16 protein-coding genes are annotated in these 17,648 nt (G+C 64.2%); 6 read left to right on the top strand and 10 right to left on the bottom strand.

Annotation, left to right across the window (positions count from 1 at the left end; all coding sequences use genetic code 11):
* Positions 1–80: 80 nt before the first annotated feature.
* The 3 genes from carB to AC1D1N_RS11435 all read right to left on the bottom strand — a co-directional run bounded on the left by carB (position 81) and on the right by AC1D1N_RS11435 (position 5,594).
* Positions 81–3,584, bottom strand: coding sequence for a carbamoyl-phosphate synthase large subunit (gene carB / locus AC1D1N_RS11445; protein ID WP_477348616.1), 3,504 nt, complete (start codon positions 3,582–3,584; stop codon positions 81–83).
* A 259-nt stretch (positions 3,585–3,843) separates the two neighbouring features.
* Positions 3,844–4,674 carry an SH3 domain-containing protein gene (locus AC1D1N_RS11440; RefSeq protein ID WP_477348615.1) on the bottom strand — a complete coding sequence of 277 codons (831 nt, stop codon included), beginning with the start codon at positions 4,672–4,674 and terminating at the stop codon, positions 3,844–3,846.
* Positions 4,675–4,823: 149 nt separating this feature from the next.
* A complete protein-coding gene (locus tag AC1D1N_RS11435) occupies positions 4,824–5,594 on the bottom strand; it encodes a metallophosphoesterase family protein (protein ID WP_477348613.1) in 771 nt (256 codons plus the stop codon).
* 214 nt (positions 5,595–5,808) lie between these two features.
* Here AC1D1N_RS11435 and AC1D1N_RS11430 point away from each other — a divergent pair, with 214 nt between their 5' ends.
* On the top strand, positions 5,809–6,279 hold the full coding sequence (locus AC1D1N_RS11430; protein ID WP_352556492.1) for a nucleoside deaminase: 471 nt from the start codon (positions 5,809–5,811) through the stop codon (positions 6,277–6,279).
* A 34-nt stretch (positions 6,280–6,313) separates the two neighbouring features.
* On the opposite strand, the gene AC1D1N_RS11425 is transcribed toward AC1D1N_RS11430, so the two are convergent.
* Positions 6,314–6,670 (bottom strand): ArsR/SmtB family transcription factor, encoded by a 357-nt coding sequence (locus tag AC1D1N_RS11425; protein ID WP_112567379.1) that lies wholly within the window; start codon positions 6,668–6,670, stop codon positions 6,314–6,316.
* Between the two features lie 206 nt (positions 6,671–6,876).
* Here AC1D1N_RS11425 and AC1D1N_RS11420 point away from each other — a divergent pair, with 206 nt between their 5' ends.
* Complete coding sequence (locus tag AC1D1N_RS11420) at positions 6,877–8,055, top strand: MFS transporter (RefSeq protein ID WP_477348611.1); 1,179 nt, start codon at positions 6,877–6,879, stop codon at positions 8,053–8,055.
* A gap of 34 nt (positions 8,056–8,089) precedes the next feature.
* Here the strand turns inward: AC1D1N_RS11420 and AC1D1N_RS11415 are convergent, their stop codons facing one another.
* Positions 8,090–8,554, bottom strand: coding sequence for a MarR family winged helix-turn-helix transcriptional regulator (locus AC1D1N_RS11415; RefSeq protein ID WP_477348609.1), 465 nt, complete (start codon positions 8,552–8,554; stop codon positions 8,090–8,092).
* Between the two features lie 182 nt (positions 8,555–8,736).
* Here AC1D1N_RS11415 and AC1D1N_RS11410 point away from each other — a divergent pair, with 182 nt between their 5' ends.
* On the top strand, positions 8,737–9,531 hold the full coding sequence (locus AC1D1N_RS11410; RefSeq protein WP_477348608.1) for an SDR family NAD(P)-dependent oxidoreductase: 795 nt from the start codon (positions 8,737–8,739) through the stop codon (positions 9,529–9,531).
* Between the two features lie 186 nt (positions 9,532–9,717).
* On the opposite strand, the gene AC1D1N_RS11405 is transcribed toward AC1D1N_RS11410, so the two are convergent.
* A complete protein-coding gene (locus AC1D1N_RS11405) occupies positions 9,718–10,317 on the bottom strand; it encodes a LysE family translocator (RefSeq protein WP_477348607.1) in 600 nt (199 codons plus the stop codon).
* A gap of 96 nt (positions 10,318–10,413) precedes the next feature.
* On the opposite strand from AC1D1N_RS11405, the gene AC1D1N_RS11400 reads away from it, so the two are divergent.
* Positions 10,414–11,283 (top strand): LysR family transcriptional regulator, encoded by an 870-nt coding sequence (locus AC1D1N_RS11400; protein WP_477348871.1) that lies wholly within the window; start codon positions 10,414–10,416, stop codon positions 11,281–11,283.
* Positions 11,284–11,341: 58 nt separating this feature from the next.
* Here the strand turns inward: AC1D1N_RS11400 and AC1D1N_RS11395 are convergent, their stop codons facing one another.
* The 3 genes from AC1D1N_RS11395 to AC1D1N_RS11385 all read right to left on the bottom strand — a co-directional run bounded on the left by AC1D1N_RS11395 (position 11,342) and on the right by AC1D1N_RS11385 (position 14,508).
* Positions 11,342–11,992: a dihydrofolate reductase family protein gene (locus tag AC1D1N_RS11395; protein WP_436260972.1), complete on the bottom strand. Its 651-nt coding sequence runs from the start codon at positions 11,990–11,992 to the stop codon at positions 11,342–11,344.
* 118 nt (positions 11,993–12,110) lie between these two features.
* Entirely contained in the window at positions 12,111–12,971 is an 861-nt protein-coding gene (locus AC1D1N_RS11390) for a protein-L-isoaspartate O-methyltransferase family protein (RefSeq protein WP_477348605.1), read from the bottom strand.
* Positions 12,972–13,149: 178 nt separating this feature from the next.
* Positions 13,150–14,508, bottom strand: coding sequence for an Nramp family divalent metal transporter (locus AC1D1N_RS11385; protein WP_477348604.1), 1,359 nt, complete (start codon positions 14,506–14,508; stop codon positions 13,150–13,152).
* Between the two features lie 244 nt (positions 14,509–14,752).
* On the opposite strand from AC1D1N_RS11385, the gene mntR reads away from it, so the two are divergent.
* Together mntR and AC1D1N_RS11375 are read left to right on the top strand one after the other, a co-directional pair.
* A complete protein-coding gene (mntR, locus tag AC1D1N_RS11380) occupies positions 14,753–15,208 on the top strand; it encodes a manganese-binding transcriptional regulator MntR (protein WP_181058845.1) in 456 nt (151 codons plus the stop codon).
* A 100-nt stretch (positions 15,209–15,308) separates the two neighbouring features.
* Positions 15,309–15,497 carry a hypothetical protein gene (locus tag AC1D1N_RS11375; protein WP_436260969.1) on the top strand — a complete coding sequence of 63 codons (189 nt, stop codon included), beginning with the start codon at positions 15,309–15,311 and terminating at the stop codon, positions 15,495–15,497.
* Between the two features lie 29 nt (positions 15,498–15,526).
* On the opposite strand, the gene AC1D1N_RS11370 is transcribed toward AC1D1N_RS11375, so the two are convergent.
* Complete coding sequence (locus tag AC1D1N_RS11370) at positions 15,527–17,596, bottom strand: hypothetical protein (RefSeq protein ID WP_477348602.1); 2,070 nt, start codon at positions 17,594–17,596, stop codon at positions 15,527–15,529.
* Positions 17,597–17,648: the final 52 nt, after the last annotated feature.

Below are 17,648 nucleotides of genomic sequence, written 5' to 3'. Positions count from 1 at the left end.
CGGAGGACACATCGGCACCGCCCCTCATCCGCCTGCCGGCACCTTCTCCCCGTTGAACGGGGAGAAGAGAGCCAATCGCCCTACGCAAAATACTCCTGCAGCGGCCTGACCTCCAGGCTCCCTGCCTTCAGCGCCGCAATCGCCTCGGCCACCGCAGCCGCGCCCGACAGCGTCGTGTAATACGGCACCTTCTGCATCAGCGTCGCGCGGCGCAGTGACTTCGAGTCCGACACCGCCTTCTGGCCATCCGTCGTGTTGAAGACGATCTGGACCTGGCGGTTGCGGATGGCGTCTTCGATGTGGGGGCGTCCCTCGAGCACCTTGTTGATTTTCTCCGCTACGACGCCGTTTTCGGCGAGAAAGCGGGCGGTGCCTGATGTGGCCATCACTTTGAAGCCCTGGCCGGCGAGGCGCTTGACCGCCGGCAGGATGCCCTTCTTGTCCTCGTCGCGCACCGAGACGAACAGCGTGCCGGAGCGTGGCAGGTCGACACCGGCCCCTAACTGGCTCTTGGCGAAGGCCAGCGCAAAGTCGCGGTCGAGGCCCATGACCTCGCCGGTCGAACGCATTTCCGGGCCGAGCAATATGTCGACGCCGGGGAAGCGGGCGAAGGGGAAGACGGCCTCCTTGACCGCGATGTGGCCGGGGTTGCGTGGGTCTGGCATGGCGCCGTAATGGGCGAAGGCGTCTTCCAGTTTTTCGCCGGCCATGATGCGGGCGGCGATCTTGGCGATGGGCCGGCCGATGGTCTTGGCGACGAAGGGCACGGTGCGCGACGCCCGCGGGTTGACCTCCAGCACATAGACCGTGCCGTCCTTGATCGCATATTGCACGTTCATCAGGCCGCCGACATTGAGCGCGCGGGCGAGTGCTGCCGTCTGGCGTTCCAGTTCGTCGACCAGTTCCGAGGGCAGCGAGTGCACCGGCAACGAACAGGCTGAGTCGCCCGAATGGATGCCGGCCTCTTCGATGTGTTCCAGAATGCCTGAGACGAAGGTCGCCGTGCCGTCGCAGAGGCAATCGACATCGACCTCGATGGCGCCGGAGAGATAGGTGTCGAACAGCAGCGGGTTCTTGCCCAGCAGCGTGTTGATCTGGCCGGTCTTGTCGTTGGGGTATTTCTGCTTGATGTCCTCCGGCACCAGGCCGGGCACGGTGTCGAGCAGGTAGGATTGCAACATGCCTTCGTCATGGATGATCTGCATGGCGCGGCCGCCGAGCACATAGGAGGGGCGCACCACCAAGGGGAAGCCGAGCTCGCCGGCGACGAGGCGGGCCTGCTCGACGGAGTAGGCGATGCCGTTCTTCGGCTGGGTCAGGTTGAGCTTGTGCAGCAGCTTCTGGAAGCGGTCGCGGTCTTCGGCGAGATCGATCATGTCGGGTGACGTGCCGAGGATCGGGATGCCGGCCTTCTCCAGCGCGTCGGCCAGCTTCAGCGGCGTCTGGCCACCGAACTGGACGATGACGCCGACCAGCTCGCCCGAGGCCTGTTCGGCGCGCAGGATCTCTAGCACGTCTTCCGCCGTCAGCGGCTCGAAATAGAGCCGGTCGGATGTGTCGTAGTCGGTCGACACGGTCTCGGGGTTGCAGTTGATCATGATCGCTTCATAGCCGGCGTCGCGCAGCGCAAAGGCGGCATGACAGCAGCAATAGTCGAACTCGATGCCCTGGCCGATGCGGTTGGGTCCACCGCCGAGGATGACGACCTTCTTGCGTGACGAGACCTGCGCCTCGTTGGCGAGCGCGCCGGCGAAGGGCACTTCGTAGGTCGAGTACATGTAGGCGGTGGGCGAGGCGAACTCGGCGGCGCAGGTGTCGATGCGCTTATAAACCGGATGAACGTCGAGCTTTTCGCGAATCCTCTGAATCACTTCGGCGTCGGTCTTCGTCAGCGACGCGAGGCGGGCATCGGAGAAACCCATCGCCTTCAGCATGCGCAGATTGACAGCGTCCTGTGGAATGCCGTGCTCGCGGATGCGGTCTTCCATGGCGAGGATGCCGGCGATCTGTTCGAGGAACCAAGGGTCGATCTTGCACATGGCGTGCACGTCTTCGAGCGAGGTGCCCATGCGGATCGCCTGCGCCACCATGCGCAGCCGGTCAGGGGTAGGGGTGCCCAAAGCGGCGCGAATAGCGTTGCGGTCGTCGACGTGGCTGGCGGGCGCAGTGCCATGACCAAGGCCGGGAATCTCGATCTCGTCGAGGCCGGTCAGGCCGGTTTCCAGACCGCGCAGCGCCTTCTGCAAAGACTCCTGGAACGTGCGGCCGATGGCCATGACTTCGCCGACCGACTTCATGGCGGTGGTCAGCACCGGCTCGGCGCCGGGGAATTTCTCGAAGGCAAAGCGCGGGATCTTGGTGACGACGTAGTCGATGCTCGGCTCGAACGAAGCGGGCGTGGCGCCGCCGGTGATGTCGTTCTCCAGCTCGTCCAGCGTATAGCCGACGGCGAGTTTCGCGGCGATCTTGGCGATGGGGAAGCCGGTCGCCTTCGAAGCCAAAGCGGACGAGCGCGAGACGCGCGGGTTCATCTCGATGACAACGAGGCGGCCGTCGGCCGGGTTGACGGCGAACTGCACGTTGGAGCCGCCGGTCTCGACGCCGATCTCGCGCAGCACCGCGATCGAGGCGTTGCGCATCATCTGGTATTCTTTGTCGGTGAGCGTCAGAGCAGGGGCGACGGTGATGGAGTCGCCGGTATGGACGCCCATCGGGTCGATGTTCTCGATCGAGCAGACGATGATGCAATTGTCCGCCTTGTCGCGGACGACCTCCATCTCATATTCCTTCCAGCCGAGCACGCTTTCCTCGATCAGCACTTCGGTGGTCGGCGAGGCGTCGAGGCCGGACTGGACGATGTCGTAGAATTCGGCGCGGTTGTAGGCGATGCCGCCGCCGGTGCCGCCCATGGTGAAGGACGGGCGGATGATGGCGGGCAGGCCGACATGGTCAAGCGCCTGGGCGGCGATCGCCATGCCATGGCTGATGTAGCGCTGCTTGCGGTCGCCTTCGCCGAGGTTCCAGCGTGTTTCCAGCGCGTCGAGCGCGGCATCGAGATCGGCCGGCGCCTCGGCCTTCAGCGCGGCGCGCTCGGCCTCATGCGTCTTGCGGTCGGTGTTCTTGACGTCGGTGGCGTTGGCCAGCATCGACTTCGGTGTTTCCAGGCCGATCTTCTTCATCGCCTCGCGAAACAAAGCGCGGTCCTCGGCCTTGTCGATTGCCGTGGCGTCGGCGCCGATCATCTCGACATTGTAGCGGTCGAGCACGCCCATGCGGCGCAGCGACAGAGCGGTGTTGAGCGCGGTCTGGCCGCCCATGGTCGGCAGCAGCGCGTCGGGCCGCTCCTTGGCGATGATCTTGGCGACGACCTCCGGCGTGATCGGCTCGATATAGGTGGCGTCGGCCAGTTCCGGGTCGGTCATGATGGTGGCCGGGTTGGAATTGACCAGGATGACCCGGAAGCCTTCTTCCTTGAGCGCCTTGCAGGCCTGGGTGCCGGAATAGTCGAACTCGCAGGCCTGACCGATGACGATGGGGCCGGCCCCGATGATCAGGATCGACTTGATGTCGGTGCGTCTTGGCATCGTTGTGAGTTCCGTTCGGCGAGCGGCTTGCACGAAAAACCGGGACGGGAAGACCCGGCCGGTTGTGCTTGCGATTCTGGTATCAGGCTAGGAGGGCCTTATAGGGAAGAGTTTTGGCGGATGTAACCCCGAAAATGAGGGATTGCTCGCGGCTTCACAAACGGGGCAATCGCTTCAAGTTTGAAATCGCATCTTGCCGGGCGCCGGCGCCGACAAATGGTTAGTCGCGGCAGAATCCATTTTGCGACGGCGCCGAACCCTAATCCCCGGTCGCCACGGCGTCGGTGATCTCGAAGCGCTCGGAGGTGCCGATGCGGATCATGTTCAAGCTGCCTTCGCGGGTGAAGCGGAATTCGTCGGCAGAGTCGGAGCCGACTGGCAAGCCGCCATGGAAGCTGATGATGCGCGCGCCGCCGTCCGGCCAGGTCACGGTCACGGCGCTGTCGCCGCCGGTATGGGCGACGCTTATCTGGCACTGGGTCATCGGCTCGCCGACATGGCGCGCGCAGGGGATGCCGGGCGCGGGCGGAGCAGGGGAGGGCTCGATCGCCGCGAACGCCATGCCATAGGCATCGTCCATCGCGGTCCTGCCGATCTCTGCGGCGGATTTCGGTGCGCCTGGATCCGTGCCGCCAAGACGCTGCGTCAGGTCAGGCGGCGGCGCAGGTGCGGGCGGTGGGGAAGGCGTGGTGGCGTCCGGGCCGGCAACAGCCGTGGCGACAGTGGACGCATCTGTTGGCTGGTCAGATTCGGACACGGTCGCCGGATTGACCGGAACGAGATAGCGCGCCGGCGCCCAGCCGGTGACTTTGGGATTGTCTGAAACAATCTTGCACCAGGGATGTCCGTCAATGTCGTTGCAGCCGAGGTTGCGCACGCTCGCGCCGGCAGCCACCCGCGCCTCGGTCTTGCCCATCGGCGATGGCTTGGCGCGGATGTTGAGCAGATCGTCGGGGGCAAGCCCGGTGACGATGGAGATGAAGGGCACCTCTTCGGCGTGGGCCGGGACAACAGCGAGCCACGCAGCCAGCAGCGGAGCGGCAATCAGCGCATGCAAACTTGTTCGGAGCGTAACGATGCGCCTCATCATTGGCCGTGCACTGATACTTTGTACCTTTGCCGCGGCAGGTCCTGCCGCATGCCGAGGCGGTTTTATAAGGGACGATACGGCGCCATGTAAGTCCGAAAATGCGTCCGATGTTTGGTGCCGGGAGGGCGGCGCAGGGCACGGCTGTGGCGTCAAACGGAACCTTGCCCAGAGGATTTGGGCATGAAGCCGGTTCTGAGCGCATGCGCCCATTCCGGCCGCCCCGCCTGTTCAGCCTGCCTGGCTGCCGCTTCGTGGTCGTAGTCGACGGCGATGGTCTCGAAACGGTCGGGTCCTTCACCATCCAAGGTGACGATGCCGTAGCGCGCATGCGGGCTGCCTTGCTCCGAAACATGCGCCGGTGGGGTGTCGTCGTCATAGGCGGGGGCGCCGACGCTGCCGGGGTTGAAGATCACGGGGCCGTCGGGGATGCGGATCAGCTCTGGGCGGTGGCTGTGTCCGCACAGCACGATGCGGCAGGCGAGCCCCTTCAGCCGCCGCTGAATAGCCGCGAGCGGTGCGCGCACCAGTTGGCCATCGACGATCGCGTCGAGCAGATATTTCTCGTCATGGTCGGGCCGGGCATGAAAGGCGACCACGCCGGGAATGATCTCCAGCGTGAAGGGCAGGGCGAACAGGGCTTCGCGCTGAGCCGCGGTCAGCCGCTCCTGGGCGTAGCGGTCGGAAGCCCACATCGTGTCGTCGGCGGGATCGACGGCGACGCGGCGGTCATGGTTGCCGCGCACGGTCGGCAGGTCGAGCGCTTCGAGCCGCTCGAACGTCTCGCGCGGCCAGAGCGGACCGGAGACGCAATCGCCGAGATTGATGGTGAGATCGGCGCCGCCGCGCCGCTTGAGGTCGTCGAGCACGGCATCCAGCGCCAGGGCGTTGCCGTGGATGTCGGCGAGGACGGCGATGCGCATGCGGCGGGCTCCCTGGTGCAGCCGCGTTGGAGGCTTTGCGGCCCGTCTTCGTTATCAAGCCCGTGCCTTCGGTATCAAGCCCTTGAGATCGTTCGGGACAGCCGGGAGCCCCACCCGTGGCTTTTGCGGAAGCACTCCATCTGCTACCGTCCACGCCATTCCAGAGTTCATCTGGGGGGAGATCTGCTCAAGACAGCCTTGGAGGGACCAGGCGATGACCCGCGACCAGATGGTTGCCCACCTCCGCGCCGCCAATGACGTCGCCCGCGAGACTGCCGCGCACGGGCATCATCCTTTCGGCTGTGTGCTCGTCGGCCCCGACGATCGCATCCTGATGCGGCAAGGCAACATCAACACCGTGCGCCACGCCGAAACCGAACTCTCCCGGCGTGCCGCGGACGCCTATCCGCCGGAATTCCTCTGGTCCTGTACGCTGGTCACCACCGGCGAGCCCTGTGCGATGTGCACCGGAACGCTCTACTGGGCCAATATCGGCCGGCTGGTCTACGGCTACGAGGAGACCAAGCTGCTCGCGCTGACTGGCGACCACGCCGAGAATCCGACGATGAACCTCTCGTCGCGCACAGTCCTCGCCTCCGGGCAGAAGCCGGTCGAGGTCCACGGCCCATTCCCCGAGATGGATGAGGAACTTCTCGCCCCGCATATCGGTTTTTGGCAGCGCTAGGAGCGACAGAAACCTTACTTGCGAACCTGCAGCCTCAAGCCGGCAGTTCGATGTCGTGGCCTCCGACCGCCGGAAGGGCAGGGTCGTCGCCAGCCGCCGCAATGACGCTGTCGAGCAGGCCGGGGAAGCGGGCGTCGAGATCGGCGCGGCGCAGCGTGATCATGCGGTTGGTGCCGACCACTTCTGCGCGGGTGACGCCGGCCTCGCGCAGTTTGGCGAGGTGATAGCTGAGATTGGTCTTGGAGCCGAGGTCGAGGAACTGGCTGCAGTTCAACGCCACGCCTTCCTTGCTGGCGAGATAGCGCACGATGGCGAGCCGGGTCGGGTCGCCAAGCACGCCGAGCACGATCGGCAGGCTGATCTGGTCTGTGTTGGGATGCGGCAAGGTCATGGCCCGAAACTAAGCACAGTCGGTGGCGATTTCAACGCGTCCATCTTGTCCTGCGCATGCACAGCGTTTCTCCGTTTTGCGATTGGCCCAATGGCCGTCCTGACACAGGGCTGTCAGCAGGGTTCAGCTATTTTTGGCCACCTTCATTGACATCATGCCCTGTTATGTCCAATTGTTCAATAAGTTTTGAACTAAGGACACCCCCAATGGACAAGCGCCTCTTCTGGCTTGCGCTCGGATCGTTCACGATCTCGACCGAAGGCTTCGTCATTTCCAGCCTTTTGCCCGACATCGCCGGCGATGCCGGCATCTCCATTCCGCTCGCCGGAACGCTGATCACCGCTTTTGCGCTCGCCTATGCGATCGGCACGCCGATCTTGGCGACGCTGACCGGTGAATGGGACCGGCGCCGCGTCATCCTGTGGACGCTGGCGTTCTTCGTCATCGGCAATCTGGTGGCAGCACTGAGCTCGTCCTTCGAACTGCTGCTCATTGCCCGCATCATCATGGCGCTGTCCTCGGGCCTGTTTGCCGCAACCGCGCAAGGCACGGCGGTGGCGCTGGTCGATGATCATCACCGGGCGCGCGCCATCGCCGTGGTCGTCGGCGGCACCACCGTGGCGGTTGCGCTCGGCGCACCGCTCGGCGCGCTGGTCGCCGCCTTTGCCGGCTGGCGCGGCACCTTCTTTGCCATTGCCGGGCTTGGCGCGCTGGTCGGCGCCATCCTGTGGTATCGGCTGCCGCGTGGCATCATCGGCACCAGACTGCCGCTACGGGCACGGCTTTCGGCAGCAGTGCGCCCCGGCGTCATGCCAATCCTGTTGACGACGACTCTGGCGCTGATCGGTGCCTTCACCGTCTTTGCCTATGTCGCACCGCTGGCCATCGAAAGCGGGGGCCTCAGCCCGATTGCGTTGCCCGGCATGCTTCTCGCCTTCGGCGTCGGCGCCGTCATCGGCAACATTGCCGGCGGCCAGGCGGCTGACCGGTTCGGCGCGACGCGCACCGTCGGCTGGTCGCTGGCGCTGAGCGCGGCCATGCTGGTGATGCTCTCGGTCGTCCCCACCGTCCTGCCGCAGCACATCGCCGGGCCGGTGCTGATGGCCATGATGGTGCCGTGGGGCATCGTCGGCTGGGCGTTCCCGCCGGCGCAAGCCAGCCGCATCATCAAGCTGGCGCCAGACGCCGCTCCGATCGTGCTGTCGCTCAATGCCTCGGCGCTCTATCTCGGCGTGGCGCTGGGCGCGGTGGTCGGCGGTGCGGTGCTGCGCTATGGCGTGCCGGCCGATCTCGGCCTGGTGGCGGCGGTGTTCCCGGTTATCGGGCTCGGCGTCGTGCTGGCCGGCAGCTGGGCGGCACGACCAGTCGCCATGCCGGCGGAGTAATGCCGTTTCCAGATAATGATCGCCGGTCGCTTCTTCAGCTTGAAGGGGCGGCCGGTGGTACTTCGTAATCCAGCTCCGCGACTTCATCCAGCATGGCGCGCAGATCGGCCGCCCGTTGCCTGCCGACCATGTCCTCGAAGCGCTGCTGGGCAGTGCTCCACAGTTTCGTCGCCTCTTCGAGCTTGGCGAGGCCTTGGGTTGTCAGCCGCACCCGCTTGATGCGGCGATCGTCCTTGTCGGCGAAGGTCTCGATATAGCCGTCGCGGATCAGCGGCTTCAGCGTGTGGCCGAGCGCCGACAGATCCATGACCATCTCTTCGGCTATGGTGCCCATCGCCGGCTCGCTGCCGACATAGATCTGGTAGAGCAGGCCGTATTGCGTGCCCTTCAGGCCAGAAGGCGCGATCATATCGTCATAGAAGCGGCTGAGCTTGCGCGCGGCGCGCCGCAGCGTGGCATTGTTGCAAGGGCTAAATCCCGGCATCGCAGTCTTGGTCATCACGACTCCTCACCGGCGAAAAGCGTCTGTCGGCCTGCCGCAGAAATAGTTTCTGCCACCTCCGTTGACAAGATGGTGGCATATACCTACTTCCCAGATAGTGGTATATGCCACTAATTGGAAATCAGGCGGCGAGCGGGGGACATCCCATCTCGCCGGGCAGCTAAAAAAGGAACACAACAATGAGTGGACAGGACAATAAGGGCACCGCAGTCATCACCGGCGCGTCGGCCGGCATCGGAGCGGTCTATGCCGACAGGCTGGCCGGGCAGGGCTACGATCTGGTGCTGGTGGCGAGGCGCGCCGACCGGCTCGAGGAACTGGCTGAAAAGCTGCGTTATGCCTACAAGCGCAAGGTCAGCGTGATTGCCGCAGATCTCGCCGACGACAATGATGTGCGCCGCGTCGAGCAGGCGATCGCCGCGGACGACAGCGTGACGCTGCTGGTCAACAATGCCGGCATTGGCGGCCAGCAGGTCGTGGCGACCGCCGACGCCGACGAGGCCGAGCGCATGATCAAGGTCAATGTCATTGCCTTGACCCGCCTGACCCGCGCCGTGCTGCCGGGGCTTTTGGCGCGCAACCGCGGCGCCATCGTCAACATCGCTTCGGTGCTCGCCTACGAGACCTCGTTCGGCGGCATCTACAGCGGCACCAAGGCCTATGTCGTCAACTTCACCGAAGGGCTGCACCGCGAGGTCGCCGGCACCAATGTGAAGGTCCAGGCAGTGCTGCCGGGTGCGACCCGCACCGATTTCTGGGAGCTTGCCGGCAGCGATATCGACAACCTGCCGAAGGAAATTATCATGAGCGCCGACGATATGGTCGATGCCGCCCTTGTCGGTCTCTCCAGGGGCGAAGCCGTGACCGTGCCGGCGCTTGCCGATGCGGCCAAGCTCGACGCCTTCCTCGGCGCCCGGCAGGCCTTCTACGGCAGCCTGCACGCCGACAAGCCGGCGGCGCGTTACGCGGCTTGAGGAGGCTGGTTCGCTTCGCGAACCCCCACCCCGCTCACTTCGTTCGCTACTTGCCGGGGCGAGCCACGGGTCTCGCCCGTCCTTCGGACCCCCACAAGGGGGAGGGTGAAGTGCGCTCCCAACCTCCCCCTTGTGGGGAGGTCGGACCGAAGGTCCGGGTGGGGGTACTGGCGCAAGCTTTACAGATTAAGCAGTCCGCCACATCGGAATGATTGACGCCGCCAGCACCAGCGCCAGCACGATGTTGAGCGCGCGCCATTGCCATTCGGTCTTGAGCAGCCGTGCCAGCACCATGCCCGCCACGCACCAGATCGACAACGAAATGGCGGCGGTGAGGCCGAAGGTCGAGCCGAGCAGCAAAGCCAGCTGTCCCGGTTCGTCGGCCAGCGCCGCGAACGAGGCAGCGGCACCCAGTCCCATCGCCCAGCCCTTCGGGTTCATCCACTGAATGCCGGCGCCGCCGAAGAAGCTGTTGGGCTTGGCCATCGTCACATCGAGATTGGGCGGCCCGGCGCGGCCGATCTTGATGGCCAGCCAGATGAGATAGAGCGAGCCGATGATCTTCATCGCCAGCTGCAGCGATGGCATGGCCAGCAGCAGGCCGGCGAGCCCGGCGGCGGCGGCACCAGTCACCGTGGCGAGGCCGGCAGCACTGCCGGCCATCAGCGGCACAGAACGGCGAAAGCCGAACTGCGCGCCCGAAGCGGTGGACAAGGTCGTGGCAATACCAGGCGTGGCGGTGGCCACGAAGGCAAACAGGATAAGCGGCAGGATGGGCTGGAGCATGGGACGCCCTTCATCGAAGGCCCCATGGTAGACCGCCGCCTGCTTCAGTAAATGCAATGTTTGCGATGCCTGGCATTAGGAGATATAATGCTAGCCATGATCCGTAATCTCGACACCGCGCTGATCCGCACCTTCGTCACCGTCGCCGACAAGGCCAGCATGACAGCCGCGGCAAACGCGCTGCATTTGACGCAAGGCGCCGTCAGCCAGCAGGTGAAGCGGCTGGAGGAGGCACTCGGCTGCTGCCTGTTCGAGCGCGACCGGCGCGGCTTGCGGCTGACACGGCCCGGCGAGCGGCTGTTCGGCAAGGCAAAGCGGCTGCTTGGGCTCAATGACGAGATCTGGGTCGAGATGGCGGGCACGGACGTGGCCGGCCAGGTGCGGCTCGGCATGCCCTACGATCTCGTCGGCACCTTGCTGGCGCCGGTGCTGAAGGCCTATGCCGAGGCCTATCCGCGGGTCGAGATATCGCTGCTCTGTGCTGCCTCGCCGGACCTTACCGCTGCCCTTGCGGCCGGCACCATCGATCTTGCCGTCATCGAGGAACGGGTCGGTCCGTCGGCCGGCGAATGTCTGGTCATCGACCGGCTGGTCTGGGTCGGGGCCAAGGGCGGCGTCGCCCGCGCCAAGCGACCACTGCCGGTGTCGATCGTCGCCGACACCTGCGCCTTCCGCCCGGTGGTGCTGTCGGCGCTGAACGAACACGGGCTGGAATGGCGCACCGTGTTCGAAAACGGTAACATCGACGCCACGACCGCGACGGTGCGCTCCGACCTCGCAGTCACCACCTGGCTCGCCTCCACCGTGCCGGCCGATCTCGACATTCTGCCTTCCGATTCAGGGCTGCCGCCGCTGCCGAATTTCTCGATCAATTTGCACCTGCCCAAGTACGGCGCAGCGCCGGCCGCGCAGGAATTCGCGCGGTATATCAGGGATGGGCTGGCACGGCGAGCTGTAGCGGCTTGAACCTCTTCGAACTCAGGTTCCTCTCCCTCACGATGTGGGGGAGAGGAAATAGGCCCAGCTACTTCCAGGTTTTGCGCCGCTCGAGCTCGGCGTCGGACGGCTCCTGCGTGGCAAACGACCCGACCTTGATCTCGCCTGATCGTTCGTAGGTTGCCATGATGACGCCGGTGGTTGTCGCCTGCGACTTGACAAGCTTGAAGGCGGCCGGCATCGCATCGTCGCCGAACAGCCGCTTTCCCTTGCCCAGCAATAACGGGAAGATCATCAGCCGGATTTCATCGATCAGCCCGTTGGCCAGCAAAGTCTGGATCAACTCGCCCGAACCCTGGATGAGCAGATCAAGCCCATCTTCCTGCTTGAGGCGGCGCAACGCCGCGACGATATCTTCCCCAAGCCATTGCGTGTTCTCCCAGGTCAGGCTGTCCGGTCGATGTGTCGCCACATATTTGGTCGCAGGGTTGAAGGCATCTCCGATCGGATCTTTCTGGTAAGGCCAGTACGCCGCGAAGATGTCGTAGGTTCTGCGGCCGAGCAGCAGCGCGAAGGGTTTGGAAAAGAGTTCTTCCATCGCCACGCCCGCCACCTCGTCAAAATAATGGAAGGTCCAGCCGCCGAACTCGAAGCCGCCAACCGGATCCTCTTCCGGACCGCCTGGGGCCTGCATGACGCCGTCGAGGCTGACGAAGGTGGCGGCGATGATCTTCCTCATTGAGCTTCTCCTTTGGTGATCCACGCCGTCAGGGCCGGATTTCGATCCAAGGACGGACGGGCAGGCGACCTTCCGACAGGCGACGGCAAGAAATCCGCCGCCGCCCGGTGCAGGATACCTATTGTCGCTTTCGCCCGCTGCCAGGAGCCTGTGATGAAAACCAGACATCGCCGATGACAGCGGTGGCGGTCCGGTCGGGCGTCCTGTCAGCTGCCAGCCAGATGGAGCGGCTGCGGGCCGCTTGCTGGAGGTCGGGGATTTTCGCCTCGGAGCTGGCAACCGAGGCGCCAACGCAAGGGATGAACCAGGAGCGCATGAACGGGTCGCAGGCAAAGCCCTTGTCGGTGCGGGTTACCATCACGGCAAGGCCGACGCTCTGGGACGGGCGCCAGGGAAAGATCATGCGGCCGCCGGGCTTTAGCGCTCGCAGCCAGGCAACCGGCGGGGCGATGACGCCAGCGTTGACATAGATGATGTCGGAAGGCGGCAGATCGCTCGTGACGGCATCACCGTGAATGACGCTGACATTGTCATAGGTTTCGAGGTTCTTTGTCGCTTTGGCGGCAAGGTCGGCCTCCAGTTCGAAGGCGGTGACCGCGCCAGGCGAAACCAGCCGTGCCAACAAGGCGGTGTAGTAGCCGGTGCCGGCGCCGACATGGGTGACGGCCTCACCCGGTCTGGGGGCGATCCGGCCGATCCACATGGCGTGCAGGGAGGGCTCGCCATTGTTGATGCCCTTGTCGGCATCGAGCGCCACCAGCACGTCCTGATAGATGTGAACCGGATCGGCGCTCGGCGTCATGATCTTGCCGGTGCCGGTGATCAGCGCTCTGCCAGCAACCACCGTCCACGGTCCGGGGCCGAGAAAGGCCTCGCGCGGCACCGTGGCGAAAGCCTGTTCGAGACGCGGATCGGCCGAGCCAGCACTGGCCGCCATCAACTGCGCATAGAATTTCCTGGCGTCTTCGACACTTGTCATGATGGCGAACAAGATAGCGCAAGCCGCCAGTTTGTCGCGGTCTGGAGCAATTCCAGGAAAAGTGTGAAGTGGTTTTCCCGGGAAAAGCGCGTAGCGCTTTCCCTTGGGAATTGCGTTAAAACAAAGAGATAGAGCAGGTCGCCGTTTCCGCGAAACGGCGAATTACTCGAGAAGAAACTCAGCCGACGCCGAAGACGGTGTCGTAGAGCAGCTTGAAGTTGAGCACCAGGATGATCGCCGCGACCACCCAGGCAAGCACCGCGACACTGCGCGGGATGGCTAGGTTGCCCATCTTCTTCTTGTCCGAGACGAACTGCACCAGCGGGATGACCGCGAAGGGAAGCTGCATCGACAGGATCACCTGGCTGAAGACAAGCAACTGGCCGGTGCCCTTTTCGCCATAGAACGCGGTGACGACCACCACTGGAACGATGGCGATGCCGCGCGTCAGCAGCCGGCGCGCCCATTGCGGAATGCGCAGGCGCAGGAAGCCTTCCATGACGATCTGACCGGCAAGTGTTGCCGTAACCGTCGAGTTGAGGCCCGAGGCCAGCAGCGCCACCGCAAACAGGATCGAGGCGATGCCGAGGCCAAGCAGCGGCGACAGGAGTTCGAAGGCTTGGCCGATTTCGGCGACGTCCTGATGGCCGGTGCCGTGGAAGGCGACAGCCGAGACGATCAGGATCGAAGCGTTGACGAACAGCGCCAGGATGAGCGCGATGGTCGAGTCGGTCGTCGCCCATTTGATGGCGTCGCGCTTGCCCTTTTCGGTCCGCTCATAAGCGCGTGTCTGCACGATCGAGGAGTGCAGATAGAGATTGTGCGGCATGACCGTAGCGCCAATGATGCCGATGGCGATGTAGAGCATCGCCGGGTTGGTGACGATCTCCGTCGACGGCACGAACATCGAATGCAGGATCGAGCCGACCGGCGGGGCGGCGGCGAAGATCTGGATGGCGAAGCAGCCGAAGATGATGATCAAAAGCGCGATGACGAAGGCTTCGAGATAGCGGAAACCCTTGTTCATCAACAAAAGCACTATGAAGGCGTCGAGCGCCGTCAGCATGGCGCCGCCGATGAGCGGAATGCCGAACAGAAGCTGCAGCGCAATCGCCGTGCCGATGACTTCGGCGAGGTCGCAGGCGATGATGGCGAGTTCGCAGGCGATCCACAGCAGGAAACTGACGGGCCGCGGATAGTAGGCGCGGCAGGCCTGGGCGAGGTCACGGCCGGTGGCGATGCCAAGCCGGGCGGCGAGCGCCTGCAGCAGGATCGCCATCAGATTGGACAGCATGATGATGAACAAAAGCGTGTAGCCGAACTGGGCACCGCCGGCGAGATCGGTTGCCCAGTTGCCCGGGTCCATATAGCCGACCGAAACCATGTAGCCCGGCCCCATGAAGGCGAACAGGCGGCGGAACCAGATGCCGGATTGCGGCACCGCGATCGTGGAATTCACCTCGCGCAGGCTCGGCGGATTGTCCTCCAGCCTGTCAAATCGCCAGGCTGATCCCACGGTTGCGTCGGCTTCGGACATGGAGAGTTTTCCACTGGATGGATTGGTATCTGTCATCCTATCTATGCCAGGGCTCAACATTATGCAATAGGCTATATTTCATTGTATGTGCTTCTTGTGAGGGCAGCCCAATGGACACGCAGGAGGTGATCGCAAACGCCGGTTGCGCCTGCCATGGAATGCAAATAAACGGCTGGAACAGTTAAGCCTGTGCTATGAATGGCAAAGGCGGATTGATTTGTCGAAAGCCAAGAGGGAACACATATTGGCGCTGAAGCACAAACCGGTTCGACGCGAAGAGCCGCTTCCGGATGCCGACGTCCATTCCGAAGGCTTCCGGCACACGCGCGAAGCGCGCCGCAGCGCGCTGGTCGAGGATTATGTCGAGCTGATCGCCGACCTGATCGAGGACGGCAATGAGGCGCGTCAGGTCGATATCGCGGCAAGGCTTGGTGTCGCCCAGCCGACGGTGGCCAAGATGCTGACCAGGCTGTGCGCCGACGGGCTCGTCTCCCGCAAGCCGTATCGCGGCGTGTTCCTGACCGATGCCGGCCGCAAGGTGGCGGAGGAAAGCCGCATCCGCCACCAAACGGTTGAAGCCTTCCTGCGTTCGCTCGGCGTCAGCGCCGAGACGGCGCGCATCGATGCCGAGGGCATCGAGCATCATGTCAGCGCCGAGACGCTGGAAGCGTTTCGCAAGGCGATGATCGCGCCGCGCTGAGCCTTGCCAGCCTCGAACCAAAGTCCACGGGAACCTCTGCACCTCAGGCTCGTTGCTCCTGACGTCGCGCGCGATTGTTGCGCGCCAAGGGAGGAAAACCATGGGCGTCGAACAGGCACCGACCGCGAAGGGCAAGCAGGCCGCCAGGGGATTGAAGCAGGCAGCTGCAAAGGACGAGCGCAAGACCGAAGCCGAAACCGGCCAGCCGCTGAAGAAGGGCGCCGCGCGTTTCGAGGAACGCTCCAAAAGCTCGGACGGCAAGAGCGCCGGCGCCAAGCAGAAGAGCTGAGTTCTCGGCCGCAAGCGCCAACGCGCAGCTTATTCTTCGCTCACATCCTGCACCCAGCTGCGCGGATGGCCGTCGACACGGAACTGGAAGATGAAATAGGGCGGGATGCAGGTGCCCTTGCCGGGCTTGGCCTCGGCCAGATCGTCGTAGCCGGCGGTGCAGATATAGTCCTCGCGGCAGGGATGCGCCTTGTCGCAGCCGCGCAGGCCGGCAGTCTTGGTAAATTCCTTGGTGCAGAATTTGTGGTCCTTGCCCGACGCAATGCAGTCGTTGAAGCCGGTCTTGGCCAGCCGTCCGCAACTCGCCTCGTCGGGCAGCTTTTCGCAGCTCGCCTTGCGCAGCATGCCGCCGGGAAAGCCGCCGGTCTTCTGTTCGGGATTGTCGTAGCGCTGGCGCGCCGCGCCATAGCCGGCGAGCTTGATTACCGGTTTCTTGTCGCGCGCAGGATCGATGGCGCAAGCCTTTGCGGTGGCCGGTGACAGGCGGCAATACTGGTCGATGCCCCATTTTGACATCTTGATCTCGCCGAACTCGATGGGATCGCCGACGGCGGTGCCCTTCTCGCTGACGCAGGTGCCGAAGCCAAGATGGATGGCGCTTTCATGGACGCCGGCGCAGCGCAGGCCTTCACCACAGCTCCAGTCCTTGAAACTTGCATCCTCACCCTGATAGCAGATCGAGCCCCAGCCATTGTAGAGGTCGGTGCCTTTCAGCGCCTCGGCGTATTTGGCATCGGGACGGGCGGCGAAGCCGCGGGAGAAATCCGGATGGCTGCCGGCGGCGAAGTCCTCGACGATGGCGCGCCGGCGCGGCAGGTCGGCAAAGAACACAGCCGAGCCCGGTACGAAGACAGCGTTGCGGCGCGGCTCGCTGGCCGGATCAGCGCCGGTGTAATGAAAGCCGGCAATGCCGTGCGTCTGATGGCAGCCGGTGCAGGTCATGTCGTTGAGACGTAAATTGAAACCGGCCACCGATTTCACGCTGCGCAGTTCGTTGCCTCTGGCGACATAATCCTTTAGCGCCTTGTCGATATCGGCATCGTCGAGCAGCCCATAGGCGATGTTGTTTTGCGATCTGGCCATGCCGCCGGGTGCGACCGATACGGCGCTGGTCGCCAGGAATTTGTCTGATATCACCAGCCGGCCACGATCGAGGTCGTAGATGTTGCGATCGGTCAGCAGCCATTTGGCGAAGCCCGGCCGGTCGGCGAGCACGATCTTCCTGTCGATCTGGTTCTCCATCTTCGATTCCTGGAAGGTGGAAGTCGCCGGGTCCCATTTGAAAATCTTGAGGAGATATTCGGCGTGGCCGCCGAAGTCGCGCCGGCTCGAGGCCGATAGCCGGAGAACCTGCATGTTGAGTTCGAGCCGCATGATCTGCGATGAGTTCAGCATGGCGTTGGACAGCGGCCCTTCATCGGAGCGCAGCCAGGCCGCCAGCTGATCGGGTGGAAGGTCTTTTTGCCCCGCGGCCAGCCAGCGCTTGGCGACATCGGCGCACGACACGGCGGTGGCTCTTGGACGGTCTCTCGAAGCACGGGCGCGAACCCCGCCGGGCTTGGCGTTGAAGACCAGGCTCATGGTCAGCGGCAGGCGCGACGAAATGCGTTGTGCCGTCTTCCCTTTCGCCGGCTTCTCCGCCACCGAATAATGGAAACGGTAGATCAGCCTGATCTCGCCGCATTCGGTGTGGCCGAGATAGCCGCGGTCCATGCGGTTGACGACGCCAGTCAGGTCCAGCGTCGAGCCATCGTCATCGATGTAGTTGGGGTTGAATTTCTGGCTGGGGTCCTTCGTCTTCGCCATAGCGGCGACATAGGGGTCGGGACTGCCGGCGGGCTCGTCGGCGATCTCCTGCTTGACGGCGTTGCGCACCGGGGTCAGCGCACGCACCGAAAACAGGCCGCGATTGTCGACCTCACGCGTGAGACCCAGCGCCGGGCCGAGCAGGCGGCTGATGGAAAGACCACCACGCTCGAGCGCCTGCAATGTGTCGGGGTCGGTGACGGCGACGCTGGAATCGAGCGTCACGGCGCACGCCGGCCACGGGCCGAGGCACAGCAGCGCCGCCAGCAACAGAAATCGGCCGATCGTCCGCAAGCCCCTGATACCCCCGTTCGAACCGGATGCTACAGCGCGCAGGCCGCCTCGA

The sequence above is a fragment of the Mesorhizobium sp. P2_B5 genome, from assembly GCF_056404775.1.
The sequence above is the reverse complement of the archived record's forward strand: the minus strand, read 5'-3'. Positions and strand labels throughout refer to the sequence as shown.

Coding starts and splice junctions, on each gene's coding strand:
- carB (WP_477348616.1), bottom strand. CDS start 3,584: ATGCCAAGACGCACCGACATCAAGTCGATCCTGATCATCGGGGCCGGC.
- AC1D1N_RS11440 (WP_477348615.1), bottom strand. CDS start 4,674: ATGATGAGGCGCATCGTTACGCTCCGAACAAGTTTGCATGCGCTGATT.
- AC1D1N_RS11435 (WP_477348613.1), bottom strand. CDS start 5,594: ATGCGCATCGCCGTCCTCGCCGACATCCACGGCAACGCCCTGGCGCTG.
- AC1D1N_RS11430 (WP_352556492.1), top strand. CDS start 5,809: ATGACCCGCGACCAGATGGTTGCCCACCTCCGCGCCGCCAATGACGTC.
- AC1D1N_RS11425 (WP_112567379.1), bottom strand. CDS start 6,670: ATGACCTTGCCGCATCCCAACACAGACCAGATCAGCCTGCCGATCGTG.
- AC1D1N_RS11420 (WP_477348611.1), top strand. CDS start 6,877: ATGGACAAGCGCCTCTTCTGGCTTGCGCTCGGATCGTTCACGATCTCG.
- AC1D1N_RS11415 (WP_477348609.1), bottom strand. CDS start 8,554: ATGACCAAGACTGCGATGCCGGGATTTAGCCCTTGCAACAATGCCACG.
- AC1D1N_RS11410 (WP_477348608.1), top strand. CDS start 8,737: ATGAGTGGACAGGACAATAAGGGCACCGCAGTCATCACCGGCGCGTCG.
- AC1D1N_RS11405 (WP_477348607.1), bottom strand. CDS start 10,317: ATGCTCCAGCCCATCCTGCCGCTTATCCTGTTTGCCTTCGTGGCCACC.
- AC1D1N_RS11400 (WP_477348871.1), top strand. CDS start 10,414: ATGATCCGTAATCTCGACACCGCGCTGATCCGCACCTTCGTCACCGTC.
- AC1D1N_RS11395 (WP_436260972.1), bottom strand. CDS start 11,992: ATGAGGAAGATCATCGCCGCCACCTTCGTCAGCCTCGACGGCGTCATG.
- AC1D1N_RS11390 (WP_477348605.1), bottom strand. CDS start 12,971: ATGACAAGTGTCGAAGACGCCAGGAAATTCTATGCGCAGTTGATGGCG.
- AC1D1N_RS11385 (WP_477348604.1), bottom strand. CDS start 14,508: ATGTCCGAAGCCGACGCAACCGTGGGATCAGCCTGGCGATTTGACAGG.
- AC1D1N_RS11375 (WP_436260969.1), top strand. CDS start 15,309: ATGGGCGTCGAACAGGCACCGACCGCGAAGGGCAAGCAGGCCGCCAGG.